The organism is Paenibacillus sp. FSL R5-0527 (assembly GCF_038008055.1).
GTDB classification, from domain to species: domain Bacteria; phylum Bacillota; class Bacilli; order Paenibacillales; family Paenibacillaceae; genus Fontibacillus; species Fontibacillus macerans.
Genome location: NZ_JBBOYI010000001.1, coordinates 3,581,255 through 3,595,397, shown reverse-complemented (window position 1 = coordinate 3,595,397; position 14,143 = coordinate 3,581,255). Strand labels below are relative to the sequence as shown.

General features: G+C 53.8%; 10 protein-coding genes. 1 reads left to right on the top strand and 9 read right to left on the bottom strand.

The window, feature by feature from the left end; translation table 11 throughout:
* Window positions 1-173 precede the first annotated feature (173 nt).
* Window positions 174-1,619 carry an aminotransferase-like domain-containing protein gene (locus NYE69_RS15760; protein WP_240751597.1) on the bottom strand — a complete coding sequence of 482 codons (1,446 nt, stop codon included), beginning with the start codon at window positions 1,617-1,619 and terminating at the stop codon, window positions 174-176.
* A gap of 107 nt (window positions 1,620-1,726) precedes the next feature.
* Here NYE69_RS15760 and NYE69_RS15755 point away from each other — a divergent pair, with 107 nt between their 5' ends.
* The gene (locus tag NYE69_RS15755) at window positions 1,727-2,656 is read left to right on the top strand and encodes a DMT family transporter (protein ID WP_036623914.1); all 930 of its coding nucleotides are present in this window, start codon (window positions 1,727-1,729) and stop codon (window positions 2,654-2,656) included.
* Between the two features lie 976 nt (window positions 2,657-3,632).
* On the opposite strand, the gene NYE69_RS15750 is transcribed toward NYE69_RS15755, so the two are convergent.
* From NYE69_RS15750 to NYE69_RS15715, 8 genes are all read right to left on the bottom strand, one after another.
* Complete coding sequence (locus NYE69_RS15750) at window positions 3,633-4,301, bottom strand: GntR family transcriptional regulator (protein ID WP_036623916.1); 669 nt, start codon at window positions 4,299-4,301, stop codon at window positions 3,633-3,635.
* On the bottom strand, window positions 4,285-4,992 hold the full coding sequence (locus tag NYE69_RS15745) for a hypothetical protein (RefSeq protein WP_340926967.1): 708 nt from the start codon (window positions 4,990-4,992) through the stop codon (window positions 4,285-4,287). The genes NYE69_RS15750 and NYE69_RS15745 overlap by 17 nt, the downstream gene beginning before the upstream one ends.
* Before the next feature lie 34 nt (window positions 4,993-5,026).
* Window positions 5,027-7,159 (bottom strand): hydantoinase/oxoprolinase family protein, encoded by a 2,133-nt coding sequence (locus NYE69_RS15740; RefSeq protein WP_340926965.1) that lies wholly within the window; start codon window positions 7,157-7,159, stop codon window positions 5,027-5,029.
* A gap of 15 nt (window positions 7,160-7,174) precedes the next feature.
* The gene (locus NYE69_RS15735; RefSeq protein ID WP_213510780.1) at window positions 7,175-8,527 is read right to left on the bottom strand and encodes a citrate transporter; all 1,353 of its coding nucleotides are present in this window, start codon (window positions 8,525-8,527) and stop codon (window positions 7,175-7,177) included.
* A gap of 773 nt (window positions 8,528-9,300) precedes the next feature.
* Entirely contained in the window at window positions 9,301-10,290 is a 990-nt protein-coding gene (locus tag NYE69_RS15730; protein ID WP_036623919.1) for a pectinesterase family protein, read from the bottom strand.
* Between the two features lie 147 nt (window positions 10,291-10,437).
* The gene (locus NYE69_RS15725) at window positions 10,438-11,790 is read right to left on the bottom strand and encodes a glycoside hydrolase family 28 protein (protein ID WP_155619893.1); all 1,353 of its coding nucleotides are present in this window, start codon (window positions 11,788-11,790) and stop codon (window positions 10,438-10,440) included.
* Complete coding sequence (locus NYE69_RS15720; RefSeq protein ID WP_155619894.1) at window positions 11,777-12,892, bottom strand: glycoside hydrolase family 88/105 protein; 1,116 nt, start codon at window positions 12,890-12,892, stop codon at window positions 11,777-11,779. The genes NYE69_RS15725 and NYE69_RS15720 overlap by 14 nt, the downstream gene beginning before the upstream one ends.
* A gap of 334 nt (window positions 12,893-13,226) precedes the next feature.
* Window positions 13,227-14,102, bottom strand: a complete 876-nt coding sequence (locus NYE69_RS15715; protein ID WP_036623923.1) for a carbohydrate ABC transporter permease — start codon at window positions 14,100-14,102, stop codon at window positions 13,227-13,229.
* Window positions 14,103-14,143 lie beyond the last annotated feature (41 nt).

Genomic DNA, 14,143 nt, shown 5'->3' with positions numbered 1-14,143 from the left:
TTTTGCTGAAAGTTATACTTAGTTTGACAGCGTTTTCATTATTGCGAATGCAGATATGCGCATCTCCAATTTATATATGCTAACATAAGATCAAAAATTGGCAAGCAGCCGTAAACCTTCGCATTAAAAGGCCGCAGCCTTTGGCGCCGACAGGGGCGCGGCCCACTGAAGCGCTACTCCCAGCGCTCCAGCATCCGGCACAACCCGACAAACCGCTTCAGACCTTCCCGCGATTGCTGCTCGTTCAGATAAGAATAACTGAGCCTGATCCAGGATGAGAACGATCTTAACGGGTCGCAGATAGAGCCGGGCACGAAGGTGATGGACTGCTTCACGCTTTCGACGAGCAGCCTATCGATCGAGACCGTCTCGGGCAGCTTGACCCATAAATTAAAGCCCCCCTCCGGGCTGGACCACTCCCAGCCTGCCGCGGCAAGCTGCTCCTCCATGATGTCCCGCCGGATCGCCAGCGCGATCCGCAGCTTTTCCAGATGCTGCTGCATCCGCTGCGAAAAGAAATAATGCAGAAAAATCTTCTGATTCAGGAGCGGCGTTCCACTGTTGGACAAAGATCTGGCTTTTAAGATATGTTTCATCACGGGCGGGCGGCAGGCCGTAGCGGCGATGCTGAGCCCCGGGGCCACGTATTTGCTGAAGCTGCGGATATAGATCGTCCACCCCTCCGTATCATAGGCGAACAGCGGCAGCGGAGGTTTTTTGCCGAAATAGATATCCCGGTAGGGATCGTCCTCGATCAGCAGGCATTGATATTGCTGGGCAAGCTCGACCAGTCTTTTGCGCTGCTCGGCCGGAATCGTGTAGCCCGTAGGATTATGAAAGGTAGGGTTGAGATAAAAGAGGCGCGGCTTATAGGACTGCATCAGTCTTTCCACCTCATCCAGCCGATAGCCGGATTCGCTTATTTCGATTGGAACGATGTTGGCCCCCCGCCCTCTGAAGACATCGATCGCCGGGCTGTAAGTGGGCCTTTCCATTAAAACGGCGTCCCGCGGTTTGACCAAAACTCTGGCCAGCAAATCGATGGCCTCCTGCGAACCGGAGGTTATCAGCAGTTCATCGGCCGACAGATGGAAGTGATATTGATCGGCTAAATAACCGCATAAAGCTTCCCGCAGCTCCATATCTCCCTGTATGCTTCCATAGGTGCCCAGAACTTTGGGGTACAAATCGAACACCTTTTTCACGTATTCCGAGAAATAGTGGTTCGGCAGCAGGTTGGGATCAAGCAGCGCTTTGGAATATTGATAGTCGGCCTGGACCTGATGGATTTCCGAAAGGCTGCCGCCCTGAACGCTGGCCAAGACGATCGGGTCGTCCCGCGTTTCGGCGGGCAGACTGCTGCCGGGCGACACATAGTAGCCTGATTTATCCTTCACATATACGGCTTGGCTTGCTTTCAGCAGTTGGTAAGCTTTAAACACCGTAAGCCGGTGGACCTGAAGCTCCGCCGCCAGCTTCCGCACGGAAGGCAGCTTCTCGTCGGCCCGCCACTCCCCGCGCCGGATTCTTTCCTGCACATAATCGTAAACCTGTTCGTACAGCTTATCCGCTTGAACTGCGGAGAACGCGGAGAACGCGGAGGAATTATCGTTTTCCACTCCAGTCCCGCCCCCTTCCTTCCATTTCAACTTCAATCTGTTCTATTATATTCGATCTGTTCTATAAAGTCTCCTGTATGATGGAGACAACGACAGGAGGAATGAATATGGTTTTACTGAATTACATCGTGATGTGTCTCATTTTCGGGACGACCTTTTTGGCCATTAAAGTGGGGGTTGATGCCGGGGCGCCGCCTTTTTTCTCGGCGGGGATTCGCTTTTTTCTGGCGGGCTGCGTCCTGTTTGTATGGATGGCGTGGAAAAAGAAAGCGCAGTTGTCGCTGCTGTTCCGCAAGGAGATGTTTCTAACCGGAGCCGGGCTCACCTTCGGCGTGTTTGCCCCGTTGTATTGGGCGGAGCAGTATTTGAGCTCAGGCATTGCCGCGGTATTGTCGGCGACGGGGCCGCTGATGATTCTGCTGCTGGAGACCCGCATCTCCGGACGCAAGCTGGCCCGCAGCTCCTGGGCAGGCTGCCTTACCGGGTTCGCCGGAGTGATCCTGCTGCTGCTGCCCGATCTGACGGTTGCGCTAAGCCCGCTCTGGCTGCTCGCCTGCGCCGCCGTTTTGTTCGGCGAGACTTTTTACGCGGCCGGGACCGTCTATTCCCGCCGCGTCATCCGGCGGTTTGAGGATACTTCGCCGATCGCCTTGAACGCGGCGCAGATGATGCATGGCGGGGCGCTGCTGCTGGTTTTGTCGCTGTTTACGGAAAACATCAACATCGGGTCCATGCTGGCGCCAAATGCGCTGCTGCCGCTGCTGTACTTGATCGTGGCCGGCTCCATGATGGGCCATACGATATACTACTGGCTTGTCGCCAAAACGAATCCCGTGTTCCCGGCGACCTGGCTTTATATCTCGCCGTTGATCGCCCTTACCCTGGGCGTGCTGCTCTACCATGAGCCGCTTTCTTTCGTGTCCGTGATCGGCGGGCTTACGATTATCGGCGGAATCGCGCTCGTCAACCTGGACAACCTGAAGCAGTTGGCGGGGAAAAAAGCAGCGCTGGCCGGTAAAGCAAGCGAAGCGGGGTAGGCGCGGTAGGTGAGACCGGCTAGGTAGGTGAGACCGGCTAGGTAAGCGCGGCCCGCACGGTGGGCGAGGCTGGCGCGGCGGGCTGGCCAGCACGATAGACGAGGCCGGCACGGTAGGCGAGACCGGCAAGGTTGGCGCGGCGGGCGAGGCCGGCACGAACCGGAGGGCTCGCCGCGTTCATGGGCCGGGGGTTTCCCTTGAGCTGGCGCCTTTGCCCCAGGGCAGGATATCCGGCGAAATGCAAAAGTGCATGCGACTTTTGTCGAAACTCCTCAATGTGGGCAGCTCAAATGCAAATGTGCAGTTCATTTCCTCTCAAAAGATACTTTTTGATCAATTCGACGATTTTCAAATGCATTTTTGCATTTCATCCGCTCATAAAGGGAATTTTGTCTGAAATCAAATGCACTTTTGCATTTGATCAGTTGCTCCTGCGGTTGATTCAGCTAACTTAGAAAAGCGTTCCCTTTGGCGAGGCTCTTTGTCGTGTACACCCATACGCTGGTTGCGCAGGAGTGTTGGGATTTCCTCTTCGGTTCTACTACGAGAATCCTTCCCCTTCTTGCATGAGCAGGGGCACCGAGAACTTCGGCACTTTCGAATCTGTGGAAGCTGCCCTAACGGACTCCAGCGACCTTATCCGCCCATTCCCCGGGTATTTCCCGGCCTAACGGCCCCACATGTCTCTAATCTAGCTGAAAACCAGGTCATCCGGACCGATTCGAGTGAAATAAGGTCATATGGGTCCGTTAAATTTTGCAAACCTCCGTTTTTCCGAAAATAACGGCTCTATGGAGCCCCTTAGCCTCCAGCTCCCTCCTCTCCTCTCTTCTCCTCGCTTCTCCTCGAGTTCTCCTCGCTTCTCTACCCGCCTCATCGGCCTCTGCCTGACCGGAAATTTGATAACGTTAAAAAAACCGCCATTCACATACAATGGCGGTTCCTTGATTCTAGGGGAGCTTCTTCATTCTAGGATTCAGAAAAACTGCGGGTATTGCTTGGCCATGCTGTTCACCTGCTCCAACAGGCTGCCCGAATGCTCCTTCACGGCTTGGCGCAGGGCTTCCGCATCGCGGCGGCGAATGGCCGCGACCATGTTCTCATGCTGACGGATATGGGATGGCAGAGCGCCCTCCATCTTGCCGTACAACAGACAAATGCGATTGTAATGGGAAGCTACCGTTTCAATCGTATTCCAGGCAAGCGATTCTCCGGCCGTCTCAAAAATAAGCTGGTGAAAACGATTGTCCTTATGGTAAAACTCGATAAAATACTTTTTGTCCGTGTATTTCTTCTGCTTGTTGATCAATTCCTGCATCGTGTCCGCCACCAGCTCACTGCACTTGCGGATAAATTCATCCACCACGGCGGATTCCAGCGATGTGCGAATAAACCATTCCTCGCGTACCCGCTGCAAATCGATTTTGGAAACCACCGTTTTGCGCTGGGGATAGATTTCCACAAGTCCCGACTGCTGCAGGCGCACGACGGCTTCCCGCACCGGCGTCCTGCTGACGCCGTAACGTTCGGACAACTTCTGAACGCTAACGTCCATGCCCGGCTCCAACGTCATATTCATAATATCTTCTTTGATTTTATTGTAAGTTACGTCATTTAATGAACTGCTGTTATTTATTATCTTCAACGGTTTCCCTACACCTTCCCGAACCCACTCCTAAAACGTCACGATATATGGTTTCCGCGCCGGAAGAATCGTAACTGAAGTACAAAAGAAAATCCAGAATAAACGGGGAGTAATTTAGTCCGTTCAGCTCCCGGGTAAACGCCATGGCGCCGATTTCGCTCAAAGCGCGGATCGTAGAGCGGTGTTTAAGCCCAAGCAAATTCCACAATACGACTTTTTCGGTCCGCGTATAAATTTCCGGCTCAAACCGCTCTTCCACAACATGAAAAATTTCATGCCCCAGGATAGTATTCATTATATCATCTTGCCGAAATAGATCAACCAAGCCCGGAGCTTCCCCGGACACCAGCCGCGCCGCCTTGTGCACGGGTTCCACCATTATTGTTACTTTGTCAGGCGGGGTATAGCAGGCAAACAGAATCCGTTTTCCCGTCACGGAAGCATCCTGGAACTCGATCCGGAGCTTCAACCTTTCGGCAAGCAAACGTACATCCGCACATCCATACTCCCCGCTGATCCGCCTGGCATATTGTTTGCCGCAAGAAACCGCCCCCGCAATCAGCTCCGCTTTTTGCTGCGGCCGTATACGCTGGTTTAAAAGATCCCTCGAAAAAGCATACCGTCCCCACGTTTCATCATTCACCCTGAGCAGCGCCCAGAGCATATCTCCCAATTTGCTTGGCTCCCCCATGCTCCCTCCGTTCCCCTTCCGTTTTCCACCGTTTTCAACTCTGCTTGATATTGGCGGCGACCACGATGATCTCGGTCTCGGGTTCAAAGGTGGACACTTCAATATCCATCAACAGTTCCAACTGTGCGAAATCGGATGCGGTAAAATCCATAACGCGCGCGCCGATGCACAGATAAAAGTCCGGTCTGGCAATGAGCTCCGTTTTATAAACGGCCATCGCTTCCCACAGTTGTTCCACGGCCTTGAGATATGCTCCGGCGGTTGTCTTGATCGCCATGGCCCGGCCGCGCTGAATTTTAATGAAGCCTTTGCTGTCCAGGATACGGACGGCCCCGGCGTCTCCCGCTTTTTCAACCTTTTCGCCAAAAATATAAAAGTATCTGGTTTTCTCCAGCAACTCTGTCCGCTCAGCGGAAATCCGCATGTCGCCTGCGGCGATTTCCTTCAGTTCCGCTTCGCTGCATTCCTTTAGCAGCTCGTTGGTTTTGACCTCCGTGGAACCGGTGGCAATCGCGGTGACCTTGGAGGTTTGCGGATCGATATCGATATGGATTTCCACGCTTTCCGGCGTTGCCCCGCTTTGGATGGCTTTATTCATCGCTTCCATTTTAATCGCGCTGATGTCCTCCTTGGAAGGCGACGGGATGATCCGCTCCACCACGTCCCTGACCATGGCCAGGGCGACGCCGATCGAGGAAATGACCTCGGCATTTTCGGGGATGCTGTACTTTAGTCCCATCTTTTCCGCAAAATACACGATCAGCGAAGCCGCTCCGCCCCCGACCCCCACCAAAGAGATCTGATCCTTCTCCAGCTTGTATTTGTCCGCCAGCGCCAAAATAACCGGTTCGATTTTGGCGTACGCCTTCTCCATAATCTGCCCCGCGATATCTTCCACCGTCGTCCCGCAATAATCAGCCAGCGCCTGCATCGCCTTTCTTGCCGCTTCCGCATTGCCGTAGGAAAAATGCTCTTCCTTCACCAGTCCCAGCACATTGGCCGCGCAGGAATTCGTGATCGTCACCCGTTCGCCGTTCTCCAGCCGGATCGCCACATAATCCGCCGGATCGCCCGGTTTTGGCGAGAAAAATTCCACCTTGGCCCCCTTGATTTTGGCCGGGTCGGTAAACACCGCATAATCGAGGCCGGCAATATGCGCGGATCTCGGTCCGACATCGATGACTCCGGTTTTGGCCGCGCGGACCATCGAACCCCCGGCCACGCCAAGCACCCGCACATCCAGCGAATTGACATAGGTGGGGTGACCGCCGACGATCGAGTAATCGATCGCCGGCCGCCCGTTTTTGATAACCCCGATATTGGTTGTCGTGCCGCCGACCTCAAAATACACGCCGTTGGAGGCGCGCAAATACATCAAAGAGCCCATCACCGAAGCGGCCGGACCGGAAAGCATCGTAAGAATCGGGCGTTTCTTCATTTCTCCGATTTCCATCACGCCGCCGTCGCCGCGCATAATCATTAGAGGCACGTAGACGCCGGCTTCCCTTACGGACCGCTCCGTTGAATTTGCCGTGTCCAGCATTTTGGGTAAAATACTGGCGTTGATCGCCGCCGTTCTTGTTCTGCGGGTCAGTCCGTACAACTTCGTAATATCCGACGCCATCGTGGTGGGGAGGCCTTTTTTCTCCGCTTCTTCATACACGAGCTGCTCGGGTCTGCCGTTGTCGACGCCAAAGGCCATGGACGGAACAATCACCTGCGCCCCCATCCTTTCCAGCTCTTCGATGACCTGCAGCACGGTTTCCTGCGTCATTTTTTTGACATTGATAAAGCTGTTGAAAATTTGAATCGCTTTGTTGTTTCCCAAATCGATGTTCGCTAGTTTCGTCTGTCTTTTGGCCAAAAAACCTTCGAATCCGCCTTTGCCCATCCCGACAATGCCGACCTGGGCGATATCGCCTTCGATCAGCGCGTTGGTTGCTTGCGTCGTACTGTGCGCCACAAAAACGACATCCTCCGGTCGGATGTTATTTTCCTGCAAGCAGTTTTGAAAACATTTTACTACCCCGGCGGCCACGCCCCTGGCATCGTCATGCGTCGTTTTGACCGACGATTTGCCGATAATCTCGTGGGTTTCGTTGTCAATGGCCACGGCTTTGGTATGCGTCCCTCCTACATCAATCCCCATGCGAATTACTCTGCCCATGTTTATCCTCCAACCTTATACGAGATTACCGTACATGACAAAAACGACGGCGCATAGAATAATCCCAATAATCCAGCCTGAAGGGATGGACATCTTCATGAAATCCCTGGCCGGTACCTTCGTATAGCCGAATCCCCAGGCGACCCAGGATTGGGTAACGTCAAGGTGCTGCGGTGCAACCGTGGTGACGGCGAATAATGGATACAAAAATTGCACCGGCCAGGCGGCCGTCGATACAACCACGGCCAGAATGGCCGCCCCGGACCCGACCAGATTCATCGGCCCGCGGAAGAAGCCAAGCGGCGTTAAAACCGCAAACACGATGCATAGCAAAAGCGCCGTCTGCGGCATCACTCCGCCAAATAGAATTTTAAAATAAGGGGAAGCATATGTAGCCGCGTTGTTGAACATGGCGAGCGTCAGCAAAAAGCCGATCATGGGCGCCACATCGATCGCGCCGTCGGCAAACTGCTTTGAAAGCATGCGGCAAATGCCGGCAAATCCGCCCTTTAGCTTGCCGCAGGTCCACAAAGCGAACAGGCCGGCAACAATAAATCCGAAAATAATCGGAATTTTGAACGCAACCACGCCGATCACCGGAAGAATGATCGAAATCCAGGAAATGGCGGGCGCATCTCCGGAATTTTGTTCTTCGGGCGTCGTTGCCGCCCAGGCGCGGGATATTTTCTTCTTGTTCATGGAAAGATTGGCTACAATGAGCACAACGACCAGCGAGACGGCCATCGCAATCATGCCGAAGGTGAAGTAGGCGTTATAATCATAGCTGGCGTAGCTTTCGTTGGCGGTGGCGAAGATCGCCTGATACTGTTTGAAGTTGACGATATTCCCGAAAATCCCGGCCATAATGGAGCCCATGAAGGAAAATAAGGCGATCGGCGAAGGAATGCCGAGCGACAGCATGATCGGCAATACGATGACGGCAATGGAAATTACCGGCCCGATCCCGGTCATGGAGGTAAAAATTACGGCCGTAACAATACATAGGAGCGACATCGTCACTCGCGGTTTGTCTCCGCCCAGTTCCACTACTTTGCGGATTAACGTCGCGGCGATCCCGGTGTCGATCAAAATTCTGCCGAAAAAAGCCCCGAAAAAAATGTTTACAAGGATAGCTTTACCGTAGTTTTCGGGTCCTGTCTGAAACACATTCGTCAGCACGGAAACCCAAGATTGCCCTTCCATCGTACCAGTGGGGGAAATCGCGTTACCGATTAAGGCGAGTGCCGTCCATAATACCGACATGATAAAAAAGCCCACCATGAGGTTATAGCCCTTCACGCAGTACCATACGAGTCCGAAAAACGACAGGACCATCATGAAACCGATTACAAAATTGGCTGCATCCACAAAATGCCCTCCTTAAAGTTTTGTGAGCATTGCTTCCTCAATACGGCATCGTAGAAACTCGCTTCGGAAGCACTACTGAATTAGGAATAAAACAACGCTAACTAACATACTAACATGCTATTTGCTATAACTGACATGTTAGTTTTGTGTCAAATGGTACCATGGCCGTTGTATAACGTCAATATACATTTTCACATAACTTTGAAATCGCTTAAATTCGCCTTGCCATGCAAAAAAGCCCGCAAATTACCGTGAAGGCAAATTTACGAGCTGAGTTGCGTGCTGAGTTGCGTGCTGAGTATTAGTGGATGCATGATGGTACGAAGCGCTACGGGTTCGTGGGCCGGCGGTTTTACCATTGCCGTTTACGACAGGACCGGAGGGGGCAGAGCATTCCCCGAATTTCCACAAACTGCAAAAGGACATGCGATATTTGTCAAATTCTCCCGAAACGGCCCATCGAAATGCAAAAGTGCAGTTCATTTCCGCCCAAAAGATACTTTTTTATCAAATAGTTCCAAAACAGATGCATTCTTGCATTTCATTCACTCAAAAAAGGGGATTTGCGTGAAATCAGATGTACTTTTGCAGTTGATTCGGCAGTTGGTCCCTTCACGAGGCGCCGGACCCCGCAAAAAAACGGATTAACTCAAGGTTATTCGATGGTCTTCGTCGAGTTTCGTCGGGCCCTCGTCGGGTCTTCACGGTTTTTTTGCGGTCTTCTCCCGGGTTCCGCTCTTCCGGCAACAAACACGGTTCAATCGGCCGCTTGCTTACCTATCAAGCCTTTCCTGCCGCCAAAAATCCGTCCCCGAAAATACATGTTCCGGGCGATACTCGTATTCTTTCGCCGTGTCTTCCGCATATCCCGCCCACGGAACACGCAACGAGCGCAGCCGGGCGGCATCCTTGCTTCTTGTCCCCAATTCCATATACCGGACCGTCGCCTCGTTGGCGGGATTGTTCCAGTTGTCCCAGCCCTTAGGATGAATATGTTCATCCATCAGGCAATCAACAAACACGGTTTGCGCATACTCCCGCCAAGGGCGCCCCAAGTATACCGAAGCTTTAGGAACGCCCGGTTCCGCCGTCAGAAAACAATCGCGGAAGACGTAGCCGTGCTGCTGCCCCTGCGGCGTCGACGCTGCCGTTATATAGCCGACGCCGCAGCCTTCATGAACGAGGCTGCGGATTTCGCAAGCCTCGAACACCGCCGCCGCTCCGCCGAAGATGAAATCGACCGTCCCTTCGATATAGCAGTTTTGATAGTGCTGGCGGTAATGCTCATGATGCTCCTTAAGCGGAATCCCGCCGAACGCGGCCCTTTCCCGCGGCGCCGGGGGCAACGGGCCCGTGAACAGCGTATCCTGATGCCCTTTGAACGTACAGTTTCGGAACACTGCCTGGTCGCAATGCGCATACACCGCCACCGCCTGCCCTATCCGCTCGCCCTGCCCGGCCGTGTTCGAGATCGTCAGATTCTCCACAACGAGATGGCTGCCGCCCAAAAACAATGTCGGCGTGGCAAACGTCCCGATTTCCTCGCCGTGTTCATCCCGCTCCTTGGCATACCGGTTCATCGCGATTTCGACGTACCCGATGCCGACGATGCGAAGATGGGAGCGGTAAATCACCACCTGTTCTTCATATCGTCCCGCCAAAATGTACAGGGTTTCCGGCTGCATGGCGGCATCCCGCTCCAGCGCATCCACCGCTTCCCCGATCGTCCGGTAATCGCAAAACGATTCTTTTCCTACCAGCATGGTTTGCCAACCCCCCCGGTCAAATTATTCCGTCCGCTCACAAAGGCGACCGCAAGTTATACTTCCGATGCAGCTTTCTTTCAGAAAGCTTTCAGTTTCTGCGGAATCATTTTACTCCCTTGCCTGCATCACATTCTTTAGTGCATCCTATATAGATTCAAAGGACGAGAGCGTCACCTGCTCCACCAGTTTTTCCGGCTTGGCGGTATTTTTCGACCGGCAATCCGTAATTTCCACGTCATCCCCGTTTTCAATGTAAAAGGCCGGGCCTTCATGGTTTTCAATCGTTACCCGGCTGAACCGCACGTCCCGCACATTCCCCAAATAGAACCCGCGCCGCGCCATATCGCTGATGCCGGCCATCATCGCCGGGCGTCCGGGAATGGCGTCCTCCGCCATGGAAATGTCGATGTTATCGAACGTGATTTCGGAGATATACCGCTCCGCAAGACCGTACAGAAACCCGGCGGAAGCGTGAACCTGGCGCGCCGTGATCCCGGAAAAATGAATGCGCCGGAAGTTCGGCGTTTCCTCCGTCACAGGATACGGATTTTTATCCCAAACATATTTATCCTTGCCGCGCGGTCCGCAGAAATAATACAGATTCATAATGAACGGGCAGATCACGTCTTCCATCACGATATTGCTGATCCGGATATCTTCGACGACGCCGCCGCGGCCGCGCCGGGATTTCAGGCGGATGCCGCGGTCCGTTTGCTTGAAGACGCAATTTGCTATCGTCACATTGCGGATATTCCCGCTCATCTCGCTGCCCAGCACGACCCCGCCATGCCCGTGCACCATCGTGCAGTTCACGATGGTAATATTTTCGCACGGAATCCGCTCTTTCGTATCCTCGGTTCCCGCCTTGATGGCGATACAGTCGTCCCCTACATCGATATTGCAGTTGCCGATGCGGACATTCGTGCACGACTCCGGGTTGATGCCGTCCGTATTCGGCGAGTCCGCGGGGTTCAGAATCGACACATTGTCGATCGTCACATCGCGGCAGCAAATCGGGTTGACCGTCCAACTCGGCGAGTTGACCAAAGTTACATCCTTGATGCTTACCCTCCGGCAGCGGTCAAAGCTGATCAGCTTCGGACGCGGAAACTTAAGCTCCTCCGGGCGGTTTCTGTGCTTATCCCACCACGGCTCCCCGTTTCCGTTCAGACAGCCGCTTCCGGTCACGGACACGTTTTCGAGATCCTCTCCGTAAATGCAGGAGGCGTGGACCTCTCTTTTTACCCCTTCCCATCTGGACTCCACGGCCGGATAATCGTTTGGGTCCGTACTGAAGGACAACACCGCGCCGGGACTAAGCCGCAGCTCGATATTGCTTCTCATGAAGATGGCTCCGGTCAGGAACGTGCCGGCCGGAACCACCACCGTGCCTCCCCCCGCTTCGCTCGCGGCCGCGATGGCGGCTTCGATCGCCCGGGTTGCCAAAACCCCGCTGTCTCTGACGGCCCCATAATCGGCGATATTATACATACACATTCTCCGATCTGTTCAATAATGATTCCATTTCGACGCAAGCCATCACAAACGCGCCGACGCCATGCAAATCATTGTTCACTTTCGGGCGCGTTACGTAATTGTCGTAATCACCGGCCGAAGTGCCGATACAGATGCCCGGCAGCACCAGCCGGCCCGCATCATCCCACTCCACCGCACGGGTCAGCCCTTCATACCCTTTCTTGGCGGCGCTCAAGGCCTCTTCATCGGCGATTCCCCGCTGCACCGCTTTGGCGATCGTGTAGACAAAGAGGCAGGAGCCCGACGTTTCCAGCCAGTTTTCGGGCCGCTCCCCCTTGTCGACGACCTGGTACCATAACCCGCTCTCCCGGTCCTGATACCGGATCAGGGCATTTACGAACCCTTGTAAAGCGTTAACGAGTTCATCCCTCCCGGGCTCATCGTCAGGCAGCAGCTCAAGAAATTGCGCCAGGGCCAGGCCGTACCATCCGAGCGACCTGCTCCAAAATTCCGGAGAACATCCGGTTTGCGGGTCCGCCCATGGCATCCGCCGGCTCTCATCCCAGGCATGATACAACAGCCCGGTCCGCTCGTCCTTCATATGTTTGCGCATCAGTCTCTCCTGATGCAGCACCTCTGCCCTGAGCCCCGTATCCCCGAACGCATTCGCGTATTTCAGCGAGAACACCCCCGCCATATAAAGCCCGTCAAGCCACATTTGATAAGGATATTTATCCTTATGCCAATAACCGCCTTCGGACGTTCTGTTCAAAGTCAGCAGCAGGTTTCGCAGCTTATCCGCCGCGATCCGGTATTTCGCCGCTCCGGTCCGTTCATACAACCTGAACAGCAGCAGCCCCGCCTGCACGGCGTCCAGCTCATCCCTGGCAAAATAAAAATTGCCCCGCTCATCCACCAGATCATCCACATACTCCTGAATATACGAGATGTAGCGCTCATCCTGAACGGCTTCCCAAAGCAGCTCCATCCCGCACAGGAAAACGCCTTGATGGTAATGCCAGCGGTGCGCGGGCGGCAGGCTGCCGGCGGCGTAAGCGTCCATCAGCGAATCGCAGGCCTTCCTCGCCCACTCGATCGGTGTGTCCGGACAACGAACTGTCATTTCCAAGCTCCTTTCACTTCAAAATCATACTTTCCCGATTTTCCGCAAAAGTTCAGGTTTTCAAGCCGTTACTATCGCTCGCCGTAAATTTAACGGTTGCAGCAGCGGCTATTTTACGAAAAAAGGCCTTTGCTAAATTCTAACGGTTGCGAGCGTCGTTAATTTCCTTAGTTCAGGCAAACACAACCGGTTTTCAGTGAAATAAGCGCCATGGCAACCGTTACAATTTGAAATCAACGTTTTTGGAACAAATAGCGGTTGTGGCAACCGTTAGAATCGTTTTGCGGGTTAAAAAACGCACCATGTCACGCTGTACACGGAATAACGCGGCCTCTTAGCCTTTGATCGAGCCGAGCATGGCCCCTTTGGCGAAATGCTTCTGCAAAAACGGATACACAAGCAGAATCGGCACCGTGGCGACCACGATGACCGCCATCTTGATCGTCTGATCCGGCGGCGGCACCGTACCGTCCAGGGTGGAACTGTGATCCAGCCCGCTCGCCAGCACGACGATTTGCCGGAGCAGCACCTGAATCGGCCATTTCACGCTGTCGTTCAGGTACAAAATTGCCGACATGTACGTATTCCAGTACGTCACCGCATAAAACAGGGAAATCGTCGCGATTGCGGGCATCGAAAGCGGCAGTACGATTTTGAACAGGATGCCGAAGTCGCTGCAGCCGTCGATCCGCGCGGATTCCTCCAGGCCTTCCGGAATGTTCTGAAAGAAGTTTTTAAGAATGATCATATTAAAAGCGCTGATCGCCGACGGTACGACGAGCGAGGCATACGTATCGATCATCCCGAGCTCCTTGACGACCAGAAACGTAGGGATCAAGCCGCCGTTAAACAACATCGTAAAGACGACGAGGAAATTGAGCGTTTTACGGCCGTCGAGATCTTTGCGGGCCAGCGCGTAAGCCATCAGCGCCGTCAGCAGCATGCTGAACAGCGTACCGATCAAAGTAACGCCAACCGAAACGCCCATCGCCCTGAAAATTGTATTCGTCGAAAAAATAAATTTGTAAGCTTCCAAACTCCACACCTTCGGGATCAGCACAAATTTATTGGCTGCCAGCTCCGCGTTGGTCGTAAACGAACCGGCCACGACATGGATGAAGGGAAGCACCGTAATGAGCGCAACGATGGCCAGCAGCGTAAAATTAATGGCAGCGTATATTCTGCCGCTTATGGATCTGTCTTCTACCATATGAACTCCTCCACATCTATATTGAAACGATGGTTCAGGAA

What these genes read in the sequence shown, in the direction of transcription:
- NYE69_RS15740 (WP_340926965.1), bottom strand. Translation starts at nt 7,159, where the DNA reads ATGGGCAGAGTAATTCGCATGGGGATTGATGTAGGAGGGACGCATACC.
- NYE69_RS15725 (WP_155619893.1), bottom strand. Translation starts at nt 11,790, where the DNA reads ATGTGTATGTATAATATCGCCGATTATGGGGCCGTCAGAGACAGCGGG.
- NYE69_RS15745 (WP_340926967.1), bottom strand. Translation starts at nt 4,992, where the DNA reads ATGGGGGAGCCAAGCAAATTGGGAGATATGCTCTGGGCGCTGCTCAGG.
- NYE69_RS15720 (WP_155619894.1), bottom strand. Translation starts at nt 12,892, where the DNA reads ATGACAGTTCGTTGTCCGGACACACCGATCGAGTGGGCGAGGAAGGCC.
- NYE69_RS15730 (WP_036623919.1), bottom strand. Translation starts at nt 10,290, where the DNA reads ATGCTGGTAGGAAAAGAATCGTTTTGCGATTACCGGACGATCGGGGAA.
- NYE69_RS15755 (WP_036623914.1), top strand. Translation starts at nt 1,727, where the DNA reads ATGGTTTTACTGAATTACATCGTGATGTGTCTCATTTTCGGGACGACC.
- NYE69_RS15715 (WP_036623923.1), bottom strand. Translation starts at nt 14,102, where the DNA reads ATGGTAGAAGACAGATCCATAAGCGGCAGAATATACGCTGCCATTAAT.